Source organism: Novosphingobium sp. TK71, from assembly GCF_055361505.1.
Window position 1 is genome coordinate 1,523,305 of record NZ_CM143962.1, and the last position, 14,653, is coordinate 1,537,957.

Consider the following 14,653-nt stretch of genomic DNA (forward strand, 5'->3'; position numbering starts at 1 on the left):
ATGGCCGGGCCGCAATTCACCATCTGGGGGCGCCTCAACTCCCACAACGTCAAGAAAGTCGCCTGGTTCGCCGAGGAACTGGGCCTGAACTACGTGCGCCACGATATCGGCGGTTCGTTCGGCTATACCGAGGAGTACCTCGCCAAGAACCCGAACCGGCTGGTGCCGATGATCGAGGACGGCAAGCTCGTCCTCTGGGAATCGAACGCGATCCTGCGCTACATGGCGGCCGAATACGGCGGCGATCGCTGGTTCCAGCCCGATCCCATCGACCGCGCGCTGGCCGACCGCTGGATGGACTGGCAGATCACCTATGCCGACGCCCAGCGCCTGCCCTTCCTTTCGATGGCCCGCACCCCGCAGGACCAGTGGGACATGCCCGCTATCGAGCGTGACGTGAAAACCTGCGCCGCGCACCTTGTCGTGCTGGAACGCTACTTGTCCGAAAAGCCCTGGCTTTCCGGCGGGGAGTTCGGCCTGGGCGATATTCCCATGGGGGTATACGCCTATACCTGGTTCTCGCTCCCGTTCGAGAAGCCCGAGTTTCCCGCGCTGGCCGAATGGTACGCCCGCATTCGTGAGCGCAAGGGCTATGCCCGGCAGGTCATGATCCCGCTCACCTGATCCTCCGTCAAAAGGCCTCCTGCATGATCACCTCCACGCTCAACATCGCGGTCGAAACGATCATGCGCGAAGTCTCTCGCGATGTGATCCTGCCGCACTACCAATCGCTGTCGAGCGAACAGATCGTGAGCAAGGCGGTGAACGACGTCGTCACCGTGGCCGACCGTGAGAGCGAGGCGATCCTGACCGAGCGCCTTACCGCCCTCCTCCCCGAGGCTTCGGTCGTGGGCGAGGAAGCGACGTTCGCTGACGAGAACGAACTGCTCAAGCTCAAGGACCGGCTCTGCTGGATCGTCGACCCGCTGGACGGCACCAACAATTTCGCCGCGGGCAAGGCCCCGTTCGGCATGCTGATCGCGCTGGCGGACCAGGGCGAGACGCTGGGCGGCTGGATACTGGACTGCCTGACCGGCCGCTTCTGCCGCGCCTCGGCGGGCGGCGGCGCCTGGGTAGACGGCGAGCGCCTCACTGCCCGCGCCACGGGCGAAACGCCGCCCGTCGCCGCGATCTCGCTGATCTTCACCGAGGAATCGCGCCGCGAACGCCTGCGCACCGAAGTCGCCCCGCATTACCGCATGGTAGACATTCCCCGCTGCGCCGCAGAGCAATACCCTCGCCTCGCCCTTGGCCAGAACGACGTCGCGGTGTTCGAGCGCACCCTGCCCTGGGACCATGCGGCGGGCGCGCTGTTCCTGAACGAGGCGGGCGGGAAATGCGCCCGCCCGGACGGCTCCGCTTACCGGGTGGACGAAATCGGCCGCAAGGGCCTGATCGGAGCGGCCTCGCCCGCCCTGTTCGAAGCTCTGGCCAACCGTCTCTCCGCATTGGAAGACTGAAGCTTTTCAGCGGCCTGCCAGCCGAAAGCGGGCGGTGGAGAACGCTTTACCGTGCCCGCACGATTGACCTCGGATCGGCTCTGCCGGGAGATCGGCAGGAATGCCGCTCAATCCCCTGCGAGCCCTATTCCGGCTACCCGACACCTCACACCACCGCCGCGCAAACGGCCCGCCTTGCACGCGGGCCGCTTCGTCGATCCGGCGGGAACAATTCAGGAAATTGCTCCAGGCTTTAAATTCAACGCTTTAAGAACTCATGCGAGATAATTTCCATTTAAATCAATACTCTCCAACCAAGACCACGCCAAACAGAGTTCATCACGACAATACATCGGGACAGATAGGCCATAGATCGCGCCTTGCGATGGATCACCGCCCTCCTATCCATCAACTCACCGCACAGGAAACTCGAATTACCGGCACGGCACTGCCGGCGCAAAACATGTTCATGCAGCGGAAAGGTGAACCTGAACACGCAGGCTTTCCATGAAGTTCAAGTGCGGCAAATCTGCCGCATGCCATTGAAACGAGATGGAGGGGGTTCCGACGGTGGCCAGGCTTTTTCGAAGCGGCTGCGGTCGGACGAAAGCTGCGATCACGCAGGCCTGACAGGTCGAGTTTTAAGGAGTCGCCGCAATGAGTGTCATTACCAAAAGCCCCAAAGTCCTCCTGCTGGCCGCAATGCTGACCGGCACCGCTTCCGCCAGCCTGGCCGCGCAGTCGCAGGAACCGCCCGAAGCCGACGTTTCCGCCAGCTACAGCGCCCCCGCGCCGGAAGCTGCCGAGATGACCGAAGGGCCTGACGTCGAAGGCATCATTTCCGCGCGCAGCGGCGACCGGATGCAGGTTACCGCCGCCGATGGCACCAACACCGTGATCGCCGTGAACGACGCCACCCGCATCAGCGCCAGCAAGGGCCTGTTCGGGCTCGGTCGCAACAAGCTGGTCGCCAGTTCGCTGCTGAACGGCCTGCCGGTTTCCGTAAAGACGATGCAATCCGGCGGCGGCCTCGTGGCCAGCCAGATCAAGCTGCAGAACAAGGATCTCAAGACCGCGTCGATGATCCACAACGGCACGGACCAGCGCTTTGCCGAACAGACCGCTGCCACCGAAGCGCTGCGCGGCCGCATGGGCGACATCGACCAGTACAACGTCAAGGGCACGACGAACGTGAACTTCGACACCGGCAAGGCGGCACTGTCCCCCCAGGCCAAGAACGACCTCTGCGCCGCGGCCTCGGCCGCCGAGGGCATGGACAACGCCCTGCTGCTCGTGGTCGGCTACACCGATTCCACCGGGAGCCCCGATTTCAACCAGACGCTCAGCGAAAAGCGCGCCGGCAGCGTCGTCAACTATCTCCAGCAGGCCTGCCACTGGAAGCCCTACCGCATGCTGACGCCCACCGGCATGTCCGAGGCCGACCCGCTGGCGGACAATACGACCCCGCAGGGCAAGGCGCAGAACCGCCGCGTTGCAGTGAACATCCTCGTCAGCAAGGGCCTCGACGGCCTGTAAGGCCGCCTGCCGCGCCGACGGGGCACCTGCCCAAGACGCACGAAAAAGCCCCTTCCGCCGCAAGGTGGAAGGGGCTTTTTTGTTCCTGCCGGAAAAGCGGCCTTGCCGGACTGGCCGGTTCAGGCCCCCGGTTCAGGCCCCCGGTTCAGGCCCCCGGTTCAAGGCCGATGCGAACCTCAGAGTTCGCCTTCGATCCAGCCCTTCAGCGCGCTCTTGGGAGCAGCGCCAAGCTTCTGGGCGACCGGCTTGCCGTCCTTGAACAGCACCATCAACGGGATCGACTTCACGCCGATCTCGGCGGGGATGCCGGTGTTGGCCATGATGTCCATCTTGGCGATGGTCACCTTCTCGGACAGCTCGTCGCTGATCTCTTCCAGAGCCGGGCCGATCATCTTGCAGGGACCGCACCAGTCGGCCCAGAAATCGACGAGCACCGGCTTGTCGGACTTCAGAACGTCGTCTTCGAAGCTGGCGTCGGTAACAGCGATGGTCGCCATGAATTGAAACTCCTCGGGTATCTCGGTTGAACGCAATCTAGGGACGAATTGTCTCGAGGCAACGCCTGCCCCGGCATAGCTTTACTGGGCCGGGGAAAAGTCCGGCTTGTGAACAGCCAGCACTTCGGCGGGAACCTCGATCAGGCGCGGCACCGTGGTGTAGAGCAGCGCCACTTCCACGGCGCGGCCGGGAAACGCCACTTCCAGCGCGGCGGCATAGGCCCCCATCTGGCGCAAGACGCCGCGCGGCACCTGCTCCAGCCGCTCTGGCGGGCGGCGCGCGGTCTTGTAATCCACAAGGCGGATACGCTCAGGCTCGACCACGAGACGGTCGATCGTGCCCGCCACCACCTGCCCGCCGACTACGGCCGCCACCGGCACCTCGGCAAGGCTGGCCGGGCCGAACAGTTCCGCCCAGTCCGGGTTTGCAAGCACCGCCATCGCGCTCGCCAGCATGGCCTCGCGCGTGTCTTCCGGCAGGTCGGCAGCATTGCGGGCCAGCCATTGCCAACCCGATTCCTCGCGCATGCCCGCTTCCACTTGCGGCAGGCGTTCAAGCAACTTGTGAACCAGCGTGCCGCGCCGCAAGGCATCGCGCCCGGCACCCGGCGGGAACGGCGGATCGGGCGCATCGTCCTCACCCAGCGAGGACGGCGCCAGCGGGCGCGGCGGGCGCGGTTCGGCGGGCGGGGCCCGTTCCAGCCAACGCGGCAGCGGTTCGCGGAGCGGCAGTTCCACCGAACGGACTTCGGCGGGCAGCGGCGCAGGCGGCGGGCCATGTTCGCACCGCGTGCCCCAGATCGGATCCTCGACTTCGGCCTCAGCCGGGAACAGCGCGCGCAAGTTCGCGTACCAGCTCTTTTCGGCAGGACCATCCCTGTCGCGCCGACCGAGCGCACCGCCGATGAACAACGCTTCCTCGGCGCGGGTCATGGCGACGTAGAGCAGGCGCCAGTGCTCCTGCTCGTCCCCCTCGCGATTGGCGGCGATCTGCGCGGCGATGCGGCCGACCTTCTCTTCCTTCGAGAGCGGAGGCAGCGGCACCTTGCGGCGTTCATCGCGCGGATCGGACAGATCGAAGCCCCGGTCGCGCGCCGCTTCCGGGTTGCCGGTGGCGTCCGCCAGGATCACGATGGGTGCCTGCAGCCCCTTCGAGCCATGCACCGTCATCACCCGGACCAGACCGGAGGCCGCATCCGCCTCGCGCTTCAGCTCGCCGTCGCCCGCGTCGAACCAGGCGAGGAAGCCCGCAAGGCTGGGCGTATCCGTGGCAACGTAGGCCTGCGCGGCGTTGACCAGTTCGTCGATCGGGTCATTGGCCTCGCTGCCGAGCCGTGCGACCAGCTTGCGCCGCCCCTGCCAGGGGCCGACCAGCAGCCAGTGCAGCAGCGCCAGTGGCGGTTCGTAATCCGCCAGCGCCAGCAGTGCTCCCAGTTGCTGGAGAACCGCCGCGATCTCGGGCCCGGATTGCGCCCGCAGATGCTCCCACAGGCGGCGGTTCCTGTCCCGGTAGCCATGTTGCAGCAACTGGGCCTGGCTCCAGCCGATGAGCGGTGAAACCAGCAGCGCGGCAAGGTTGAGATCGTCGAGCGGCTGCACCGCGAAGCGCAGCGCGGCGATCAGGTCCTTCACCGCCAGCGGCGCGCCCAGACGCAGACGGTCGACGCCCGCCACCGGCACGCCCGCCGCATGAAGCCGCGCAACGATCAGCCCGGCAAGCTCCTTGCGCTGGCGCACCAGCACCATAATGTCGCCCGCACCCGCACGGCGAGGACTACCCTTGTTCAGCGTGAAGCCCGGGCCGGATGGATCGAGCCATTCCCGTACCTGCTGCGCGATGCGCTCGGCCATCTGGCGGTCCGGTCGCGAAAGCCAGTTGGGCTGCTGCCCGTCGTTGTCGTCGTCTTCGAGAGGCTCGTCATCGTCTTCGCCGATCTGCTCGGAGACAGGCTTCCACAAGGCGACGTAGCCCGGCCTTTCCTGCCCGACATGCCGCCCGGCCGGACGGTCGAGCCCGAAGCTGGCATGGCCGATGCCGGAGATGGCCTGATCCACGAAATCGAGGACGTGCTGCGCGGTGCGGAAGCTGCGGTCCAGCCCCAGTTCCATGAGCGGCCGCGCGGCTATACCGCTGCGCAACATATCCGCATTGTCGGCCGCCTCACGCATCTTGCCGCGCACCCGGTCCGCGGCCCGGCGGAAGTTCTCGGGGCTGGTGCCCTGAAAACGGAAGATCGCCTGCTTGTAATCGCCCACGACGAAGAGCGTGCGCATGAGGTTCTGGGGATGGCCTTCGCGCTGCCCCTCGCCTGCCCAGAACTCCTCCGCCATGGCGAAGACGATATCCCACTGCGCGGCATTGGTGTCCTGCGCCTCGTCAACCAGGATATGGTCGAACCGGCGATCCAGTTTGTAGCGGATCCAGTCGGCAGAGGCCTGTCCGCGCAACAGATCGGCGGCACGGCGGATCTGGTCGTCGAAATCGATCAGCCCTTCGCGCTGCTTGGCCTCGTCCCAGGCGAGCGCGAAGGCACGGCCGAGCCGCAGCGCGGGCACCAGCCTCTCGGCAAGGCCCAGCAGCGCCTTGGTCTCGCGGATTCGCGCAACGCTCTCGCCTACGCGCACGGCATAGCCTTCGTAATCCGGATCGCGCTTGGACAAGTGGTTGAGGCTGCGAACGCCATCGTCCTTGGTGAACAGCGCGGCGTGGAGATCGTCGATCCCCTCCGCCCGCTTCGCCGGGCTCCAGGTGAGCCACGGAACCAGGACGTCGGTTGCCTTGTGCGCGGTGGCGGTGTTCCATTCGGCCAGAACCTCGCAGCATTTGCGCAGCGAGCGGACGTCGAAAGCATCGTCGCTGCACATTTCGGCGAGCAATTCGTCACCCGCTTCGTCAGGCAGGTCAAGCAGGCGCAGGACGTGGCTGCGGATATCGCCGGCCTGCCACGATCCCGGTCCGAACCAGGCCTCACGTGCGCCTGCACAGCGGAGCAGGAAATCGACCACCGAGTCCGGCCCGTGACGCAGCGAAAGCTGCGCGATGGCACCCAGCAGCCCCGGCCCGTCGAAAGGATCGTTCTCAGCCGAAACGAGCAGATCGGCAAGCACCTGCCGGGCCAGCAACGCCCGTTCGCGGTCTTCCATCGGCCGCGTGCCGGGCACAAGCTGCGCTTCAAGCGGGAACGTCGCCAGCAGCCACTGCGAGAAGGCGTGGATCGTGTCGATCCGCAGGCCCCCGCCCGGACTGTCGAGCACGGCGGTGAACAGGGTGCGTGCACGCGCTCTCGTGTCGGGATCGGTCGGCGCGCCGATCGCGTCCAGCCGCTGGAACAGCAGGGTGTCCTCAAGCCGCACCCATTCCGCCAGCGTGCCGTTGATGCGCGCGGCCATTTCGGTGGCGCCCGCCTTGGTGAACGTAAGGCACAATACCTGCGAAGGCTCGACGTTCTCCTGCAACAACAGCCGCAGCACGCGCGAGGAAAGCACCTGGGTCTTGCCGGTGCCGGCCGAAGCCGAAAGCCACACGGTATCGCGCGGGTTCACCGCCAGCATCTGGTTGCCGTGCAGCGGATGGACGGCGGCGGGACCGCTCATGCCTCATCCTCCCCGCCCGCGCGTTCCCGGCCGCCGAGCGAGGTGATCCATTCGTCGAGACGCATCAACTGATCGTAATCCGCATAAGAGCCGAGTTCGGGATTGAGGCGCGCGGTGAAGGGTTCGTTCCCGAGAATCCAGCGGTCGAGCGCATCGTTCAGGTAGCGCTCGGTCTCGGGCAGGAAATCGTCCGGTTCGATGCCCGAGCGCCGCTTGCCGACCTTGAGCGGCGTGGTGTCGTAACCGATCCGCCCCTTGTCCTTGGCCATCGACCAATATTCGAAGCCGCTGGCCTCGCCCGCGATCTCACGGCCCTGCATGTCCTTGAATCCGCCGCCTTGTGCGATCAGCGCGATCAGGCCGAGCTGCAGCGCAAAGCCTTCCTCCACCCGGCGCGCCGTGGGCGGCGATCCGGTCTTGTAATCCACCACCGCCAGCGAGCCATCGGCCAGCCGGTCGATACGGTCGGCGCGGCCATGGATGCGAATGTCGCGGTGGCGCATGTCGCCCCATGCCTCGCTGGCTATCACCTTGCGGCCCGCGGTCTTGTGTTCGAGCACCAGATCCCGGAAGGTATCGAGCGCAGCGGAAAGGCGCGGCCACCACAGGGCGCGCATCAGCGGGTGCGCGTTCTTCTCGGTCAGCACGGCCTGTGCGATCGCGTGAAGCCCGTCCACCGGTTCGCCCGCCTTGTGCCAGTCCTCCAGAATCTTGTGCGCGACTTCCCCCTTCCACGCCGCGCTCGGCTCGGCATCGAGCGCGTCGAGCTTGCGCAGGCGCAGCACGGCATTGGCGTAGAATTCGTAAGGGTCTCCGCGCAGCCGGTCGAGCCCGGTCACGGCCAGATCGACACGGCGCTGTTCGGCCGAAGGCATCGGCTGCGGGCGCGGATGCGGCGGCACCGGTACGGCATCGTCAAGCATACGGGCCAGACGCAGGGCCTCGCTCTCGACATGGCGGTCGCCCTGTTCGCCAAGCAGCGCCTTCACGCGCAGCACGAAGCGCGAGGGGATCACCGGCCCGCCCGCATCGCGCAAGGCCCAGCTCAGCACCACTTCGGGCGCCCCCAATGCCGCTGCAAGATCGTGCGCGGCCAGCCCGATGCGGAAGTCCGCTCCGGGAACGCCAAGCGCGCGCAGCACGGCAGGCGGCAGCAGCGCGTCCTGCGAGGGCGAAGCCGGCCAGACACCTTCGACGAGACCGCCGCAGATGACGAGATCGGCGCGGCTCATCCGCGCTTCCAGCAAGCCGTAGATCGACACGCGCGGATGCCCGCCCCAGGGCGGACGCACTGCAGCACGGTCCATCACGTCGCGCAGCATGGCATGAAGTTCGCGCGGGTCGAACAGCGTGCCTGCGGAACCCGCCGCCGCGCGCAGTTCCTCGACCATGGCGCTCAGCGCGCGGCCATCGGCGCCGGCCCAGATCGCCTCGCCGCACAGTGTCTCGGCAGCATCCACCAGCTTGCCAAGGAGGAATTCGAGCGGCTCGGCCTCACCCAGAGCGAAGAGCGGCGCGAGCACGGCTTCGACTTCGGCCCACCACTCGCCAAGCTTTTCCTGCTCCGCCAGTTCGGCGAGAGGGGCAAGACCCGCGCCGGGACGCGGCCCCCGCAAGGCAAGATCGAGCTTGCGGGCACTTTCCAGCCAGCGCGGACGCCCTTCGCCGCCGCCAGCCAGCGGATGCACCAGAAGCGCCATGAGCGGCACCGGCGCCGCCTGTTCGGCCAGAACTTCAGCCAGCAACAGCATGAGCCGTCCTGCGGCTGTCTGGGCGAGCGGACGTCCCGCCGTATCGTCCGCGGTGATGCCCCAGCGTTCAAGATGGGCGACGACCCTCCCGGCAAGGCCGCGATCCGGGGTAATGAGCGCCACGCGCCGTTCCGGCACTTCCAGCGCCTCGCGCACCATCACGGCAATGGCCTGCGCTTCCTGCTCGGGATGCGTGCTTTCCATCAGCCGCACCCCTGCCAGGCGACGTTTTTCGGCGGGAAGGCTGACCCAGGCCGCCGAAGCGCGCGGCGGCAGGAACAGGTTCGATATCACCGTGCTGCGCTCGGCCGGAGAGGCGCCGTAGCCGGAGCGATGCCAGGCCGCGACCTCGTCCCGCGCGATCCCCATGCGGTTGAGCAGGAGCTTGAGGTGGTACTGCGGATGCGTGACCGCATCGGCCCGGCCGAACGGAGGATCGTCCGGTTGTTCGGGCTTGCCTGCCGTGCCGAGTTCGTCCCAGACTTCCGGCGGAAGCGCCAGATCGAAGTCCGGCAGGACGACGCTGCCGCCCGGCAGCTCGCTCACCACGCGCAGCATTCTTGCCAGCGACGGCGAAGCGCTGGTCACGCCGGCGGCGACGACAGGATATGCGGGCGGTGTAGCCTCCCATTCGCGGGCGGCGTGTTCGAACAGCAGGTTGCGGCGTTCAGGCGCGTCGATCTCGCCGCGTTCCGCCAGTTCCGCGATCCAGTATTGCTGCACTTTCAGGAAGGTGCGCGTATTGTCGGTCCAGTGACCGGCAAGATCGCCGACGATGCCGATCACGCGCTCGCTGATGAGGTCGATCGGCGCGATGCCCTCTACCAGCAGCCTGTCCATGGTGCGGCCCAGTTCCCAGGCACGGCGCAGCAGGGCGGCCCCCTTTCCGGCCTCGTCTCCCTCAACCTCGCGCAAGTAGTGGGCAAGCCGCAGCCAGCGGCGCGTCGGATCGGCAGCAGGCGCGATTTCGGCCGCGCCGAGCGGATCGAGCAGTGGGCCCAGCGTTTCGTCGAGATCGAGATCGCCCACCACGACCATGCGCGGCAACAGCATCCCCGGCCGATCCGTCGTGCCCGAATGGCGGACGAACGCCTCGGTAACAGTGCGGATCGCACGGCGGCTCGGCAGCAGCAAGGTCAGCCGCGCGAGGCCCAGTTCACCTTCGGAATAGCGCGGCACCAGCCCCGCGACCAGGGCGTCGGCGAAACCACGGTGCGCAGCAATGGAATAGATTTTCGGGCCGTGCCGCTCAGGCACGGGGCAGCCATTCCTCGGTCGGCCTGATCGCGGAAGGTTCGCCCACCTCGAACCAGAGGCCGGTATGCGAGATACCGTAGAGGCGGCCCTCCTCGATCGCGCGGCTCCACAGCAGGTTGGTCGAGAACGGGCCTTCGGGCGCATCGCGCAACAGGCGCTTCGACACGATCTGGATGCCGGAATAGATGAACGGCGCGACATGGCCGCGCTTGCGGCGCGTCACCCGGCCCACGGGATCGAGATGGAAGTCCCCGTCGCCCCGATAATTCATCGCGCGCGGATGCGGCACCATGAGCAGCAACGCGTCCATCCTTCCGGCATCCCAAGCCAGCGAAAGCTCGTGGAACACGTCCACCGGCCCGTCGAGCCAGATGTTGTCGCTGTTGAGACAGAAGAAAGTCTCGGGCAGCAGCGCCTCGGCCTTGACCATGCCGCCGCCGGTTTCGAGCAGGCAGTCACGCTCGTCCGAGACCGTGATCGCGGGGCCCTTGCGCCGCACCTTGAGATGGCCTTCCAGCGCGTCGGCAAGGTAGTGGACGTTGACCACCGCCTTTTCGATGCCCGCCGCATCGAGCTTGTCCAGCGCGTGGTCGATCAGCGACTTGCCAGCGACGCGAACCAGCGGCTTGGGCTGGGTCGCGGTAAGCGGGCGCATGCGCTTGCCGAGACCGGCGGAAAGCACCATCGCCGTGTCGCTGGCGAGCTTCACCTCGTTCATGCAGCGTAGCTCCCGCCATTGGCCTGGCGCAGATGCGCCGGGATGTTTGCATCGAACCAGCGCGCCACCGGTTCCAGCGCCGGATGGGCGAGGTCGCGTTCGAGCATGGCCCAGACGCGCGGGATGAGATCGAGATAACGCGGCTTGCCGTCACGCCGCCAGAGACGCACGAAGATACCGATGATCTTGGTGTTCCGCTGCGCGCCGAGGCGGGCGTAATCGGCAAGGAAGGTCTCGGGATCGACGCCGGTGAGCTGGAGATAATGGTCGAACATCTCGGCCTCCAGTTCGGGCGAGACATCGCGGCGCGCATCCTGGAGCAGCGAGACGAGATCGTAGGCCGGGTGGCCGATCAGCGCGTCCTGGAAATCGAGCAGCCCCTGCTTTTCCAGGGCGCCGAGCAGCATGATGTTCTCTGCGTGGTAGTCTCGCAGCACGGTCACGCCGGGGCGCTGGCGGGGGAGCAGTTCGCCCATAACCGCTTCCCATGCGGCAACGAAACCGGCGGAATCGACGTAGAGGTTCTGCGCGGTGCAGTACCAGTCCACGAACAGCCGTACCTCGCGCTGGTACTCGCTCATCGAATAGTCGAGGAACGGTCCCGGCGGCAGTTCGCGAAGCTGCGCCAGAACATCGACCGCGCCCTTGTAGACGGCGGTTTCGTCGTCCGGCCACTGGTCGAGATAATCGCGCATCCGTGCGTGGCCGAAATCCTCGATCAGCACGAGGCCGCGGTCCGCCCAGTCGGCAAGGATGCGGGGGGCCCGCAGCCCGTTGGCATCGAGCCAGCGCGCGGCACGCAGGAAAGGCGTGGGATCCTCGTTGGGCGGCGGGGCATCCATCAGCATCGCCGTCTGCCCGTCCGCGCGCGTCACGCGGAAGTAGCGCCGGAACGATGCGTCCCCGGCAAGCGGTTCTACGGCGGCGCCAGCCCACCCCGCCTGGGCGAGGAAGGGTGCGAGGTCGGCGGGAAGGTCTGCGAGGTTCGTGCTCATTTCGGCTCCCGCCCTAGCCAATCAGCCCCCGGCTCGACAATGGCGATCCGCCCCTCATCCGCAACTTCCAGCGCGATTGAAAGGCAGCCCGGCTCATGTGAGAAGCCTCCGGCATGATCCGGCCATTCGGCGAGCAGCGCAGCGCCCTGCCGATAGTCGTCAAGGCCGATCTCGTCGGCCTCGGAAGGATGGGACAGGCGGTAGAAGTCGGCATGGACCAGGGGCAGGCGCACGCCCGATTGTCCGGGAGGGGCCGGATCATAGACCTCGACGATGGCAAAACTCGGCGAGGGCACTTCACCCTCATGCCCCAGTGCGGCGATGATTGCGCGCGCGAGCGTGGTCTTCCCGGCGCCGAGGCCGCCGGTCAGCGCCACCACGTCATCAGGGCGAAGCTGTTCGGCGATGGCGCGGCCGAAACGCTCCATCGCGGCGAGGTCGGGCAATGCGATCTTCACGGAAGCTCCACCAGGGCGCTGGTCCCCTTGCCCGGTTCGGAAACGAGGCGCAGCGCGCCGCCATGCGCTTCCACCAATTGACGCGCAAGCGGCAGGCCCAGACCCTGGCTGCGCTCCACCGACTTGCCGTCGGCACTCGTCTTCATGCCGTCAAGCGCAAGGGCGACGCTGCGGGTATCCATGCCCTCGCCCTGGTCCTGCACCAGAATCTGGAGCCACTCCCCGTCGCCCGATTTGCGGCGGCCGAGTTGCACGAGCACGCGCTGCCCCCGGCGCGAGGCGGCAATGGCATTGTCCACGAGATGCCCGACCGCGCGAGCAAGTCGCTTGCGATCACCGGAAATCGGCCGCAGCAATCCGCTGGCCTGAAGATCCAGTACCAGCCCCGCCTTCTGGAGCCGCGAGGCGCGCTCCTCCACCACGGAGCGGATGAAGGGCATGGGGTCGATTTCCTCTTTCTTGAGCGGAAGCAGCCCGGCCTCACCCTGCGACAGGTCCAGCAGGCTGTCGATGTGATCGCCAAGCTGTTCCACCGAAGTCAGGATCGCGCCGACATATTCGCGCCCGCTGTCGGAAAGGTCGCCGCCGACGCCCGCCTCCAGCAGTTCGGCAAAACCGCCGATCGATGTCAGCGGCGTGCGCAATTCGTAGCTCATCTTGGCAAGGAAACGGGTCTTTATCGTGTCCGCCTCGATCAGCGCGGCATTGCTTTCGCGAAGCGCGGCCTCGGCCTTCTGGGAATCGGTAATGTCGAGCACGGCGAGCAGCCCGTTACCGTCGGGCAGCGGCACGCCCGCGAATTCCAGCATGCGGCCATCGGCAAGCGCGATGCGGCCGCCCTTCTGCGCGCGGTCCAGCGTCGCGGTGCGCACCACGCCGCCGACCGTCTCCGCCTCCGCCGGGCGCTTGAGGCGCGGCGCGATCTTCTTGAGCAGATCCTGCATGTGCGGGTGCGTGTCTAGGAAATCGCTGTCCAGCCCCCAGTCGGCGGCGAAGCGGCGATTCCAGATTTGCATCCGCCCGTCCGGCGCGAACACCGCGATCGATTCGAACAGACTGTCGAACGTGGCGGTGCGCGTCCGCAGCAGGGTGTCGCGCACGGCGGAAAGACGCAGTTGCTCGGTGCGATCCTCAGCGATCAGCATGAGCCCGCCGTCCGGCACCGGCTGGGCAACGATGCGCAGATGAGTGCCATCCGCCAGGGTCCAGGCCTCCTCGCTCGCATCCCCAGAGGCGAACCAGGCGGCCTTCTCCCGCCGCCAGGCGGGGAAATCGCGCGCTTCGGGCACGCGCCCGGCATCGCGCGCGGCATCGAGCAGACGCTCAAACGCGGGCAAATCCTGCATGGTGTGTGCCGAAAGCTTGAACAGGCGCTGGAACGGCTGGTTGGCAAAAGTCAGCCGCTTCTTGGCGTCGAACTGGGCGACACCGGCAGAAAGCTGGTCAAGCAGGCCGCGCTGCGCCTCGCGGAACGCGCGGAACGAGCGCGACATTTCCTCAAGGTCTTCGATATCCACGGCATAGCCCGCCACCCCGTCTTCGCCGAGCGGCAGGTCGCTGACGCGCATGGCGCGGCGCTGGCCGTTGATCGTGGTGGAGACGATGCGCTGGATCGGCGCACCCTTTTCGGCAGCGACGCGGGCGACCTGCGCGGGGGTGAGCCCGTCGACGTTCTCGATCAGCTCGGTGCCGCTGGCGACCACGCCTTGCGCACTGTCCCCGCCCACGGCGGCGACATAAGCGGAGTTGACCAGTTGCAGCTCGCCATCCGGGCGGCGGAACCACATCGGCATCGGCGCAGCCTCGATCAGGGAGACCAGCGCAGTGAAGTCCCCCCTCGCCCGTGAGGCTTCGTCACGCAATCGGGTAAGTTCGGTCTCGCTGTCGGAAAAATCGAAGACCCAGACCAGCGCCGCGCCGCCCGGCGAGACCTGCGGATCAGCGAGATGGCCGCGCAGCGCCAGCGAACGGGTGGACCCGCGCGGCGTAAGGACCATGCGGAAAGGTGCGGCGGTCTTCTGGGTGCGGCGAACCGCTTCTGTCAGTTCCTCCAGCTTTTCCGCCGGAAGGCCGCGTTCGCCGGTATCGAGTTCGGAAAGGAACTGTGGCACGCCGTCCAGTCCGAGCCACTGCGCCAGGCGCGGGCTGGCCTCGATCCTGCCGTCGGAACGGACGAGCAGCGGCAGGGCGGGCGATTCCTCGACCATGCGGCCGAGCCGGCGCGCGGAACGAAGCTGGTTCTCGGCCCGCTTCTGCCGGCTGCGCGCGGAGAGCACGGCCCAGGCCGCCGCCAGCATCCAGACAGCGAGCAGAAGACCGATCAGGAGGGGTACGAGGCGATCCTGGTCCATTCACCAACGGCTATGATGCGGGGACGCGTTAAACACAATGGGGAGACCACCATTGTC

10 protein-coding genes are annotated in these 14,653 nt (G+C 67.0%); 3 read left to right on the forward strand and 7 right to left on the reverse strand.

Annotated features, from left to right (window positions below; all coding sequences use genetic code 11):
• From ACXJ16_RS06990 to ACXJ16_RS07000, 3 genes are all read left to right on the forward strand, one after another.
• Window positions 1-624, forward strand: coding sequence for a glutathione S-transferase family protein (locus ACXJ16_RS06990; protein ID WP_054435852.1), 624 nt, complete (start codon window positions 1-3; stop codon window positions 622-624).
• Window positions 625-647: 23 nt separating this feature from the next.
• Window positions 648-1,460: an inositol monophosphatase family protein gene (locus tag ACXJ16_RS06995; protein WP_463921667.1), complete on the forward strand. Its 813-nt coding sequence runs from the start codon at window positions 648-650 to the stop codon at window positions 1,458-1,460.
• Window positions 1,461-2,096: 636 nt separating this feature from the next.
• Window positions 2,097-2,975, forward strand: coding sequence for an OmpA family protein (locus ACXJ16_RS07000; RefSeq protein ID WP_054435854.1), 879 nt, complete (start codon window positions 2,097-2,099; stop codon window positions 2,973-2,975).
• Between the two features lie 176 nt (window positions 2,976-3,151).
• Here ACXJ16_RS07000 and trxA read toward each other — a convergent pair whose 3' ends face one another.
• The 7 genes from trxA to ACXJ16_RS07035 all read right to left on the reverse strand — a co-directional run bounded on the left by trxA (window position 3,152) and on the right by ACXJ16_RS07035 (window position 14,596).
• Window positions 3,152-3,472, reverse strand: a complete 321-nt coding sequence (trxA, locus tag ACXJ16_RS07005) for a thioredoxin (RefSeq protein WP_054435855.1) — start codon at window positions 3,470-3,472, stop codon at window positions 3,152-3,154.
• An 81-nt stretch (window positions 3,473-3,553) separates the two neighbouring features.
• Complete coding sequence (gene addA / locus ACXJ16_RS07010; protein ID WP_463921668.1) at window positions 3,554-7,066, reverse strand: double-strand break repair helicase AddA; 3,513 nt, start codon at window positions 7,064-7,066, stop codon at window positions 3,554-3,556.
• Complete coding sequence (addB, locus tag ACXJ16_RS07015; protein WP_324698980.1) at window positions 7,063-10,074, reverse strand: double-strand break repair protein AddB; 3,012 nt, start codon at window positions 10,072-10,074, stop codon at window positions 7,063-7,065. The genes addA and addB overlap by 4 nt, the downstream gene beginning before the upstream one ends.
• Entirely contained in the window at window positions 10,067-10,792 is a 726-nt protein-coding gene (locus ACXJ16_RS07020) for a nucleotidyltransferase family protein (protein WP_324698979.1), read from the reverse strand. Before ACXJ16_RS07020 ends, addB begins: the two co-directional genes overlap by 8 nt.
• A complete protein-coding gene (locus ACXJ16_RS07025; protein WP_054435858.1) occupies window positions 10,789-11,787 on the reverse strand; it encodes an aminoglycoside phosphotransferase family protein in 999 nt (332 codons plus the stop codon). The genes ACXJ16_RS07020 and ACXJ16_RS07025 overlap by 4 nt, the downstream gene beginning before the upstream one ends.
• Window positions 11,784-12,245 (reverse strand): tRNA (adenosine(37)-N6)-threonylcarbamoyltransferase complex ATPase subunit type 1 TsaE, encoded by a 462-nt coding sequence (gene tsaE, locus ACXJ16_RS07030; RefSeq protein WP_324698978.1) that lies wholly within the window; start codon window positions 12,243-12,245, stop codon window positions 11,784-11,786. Before tsaE ends, ACXJ16_RS07025 begins: the two co-directional genes overlap by 4 nt.
• On the reverse strand, window positions 12,242-14,596 hold the full coding sequence (locus ACXJ16_RS07035; protein ID WP_324698977.1) for a sensor histidine kinase: 2,355 nt from the start codon (window positions 14,594-14,596) through the stop codon (window positions 12,242-12,244). The genes tsaE and ACXJ16_RS07035 overlap by 4 nt, the downstream gene beginning before the upstream one ends.
• Between the last annotated feature and the right edge of the window lie 57 nt (window positions 14,597-14,653).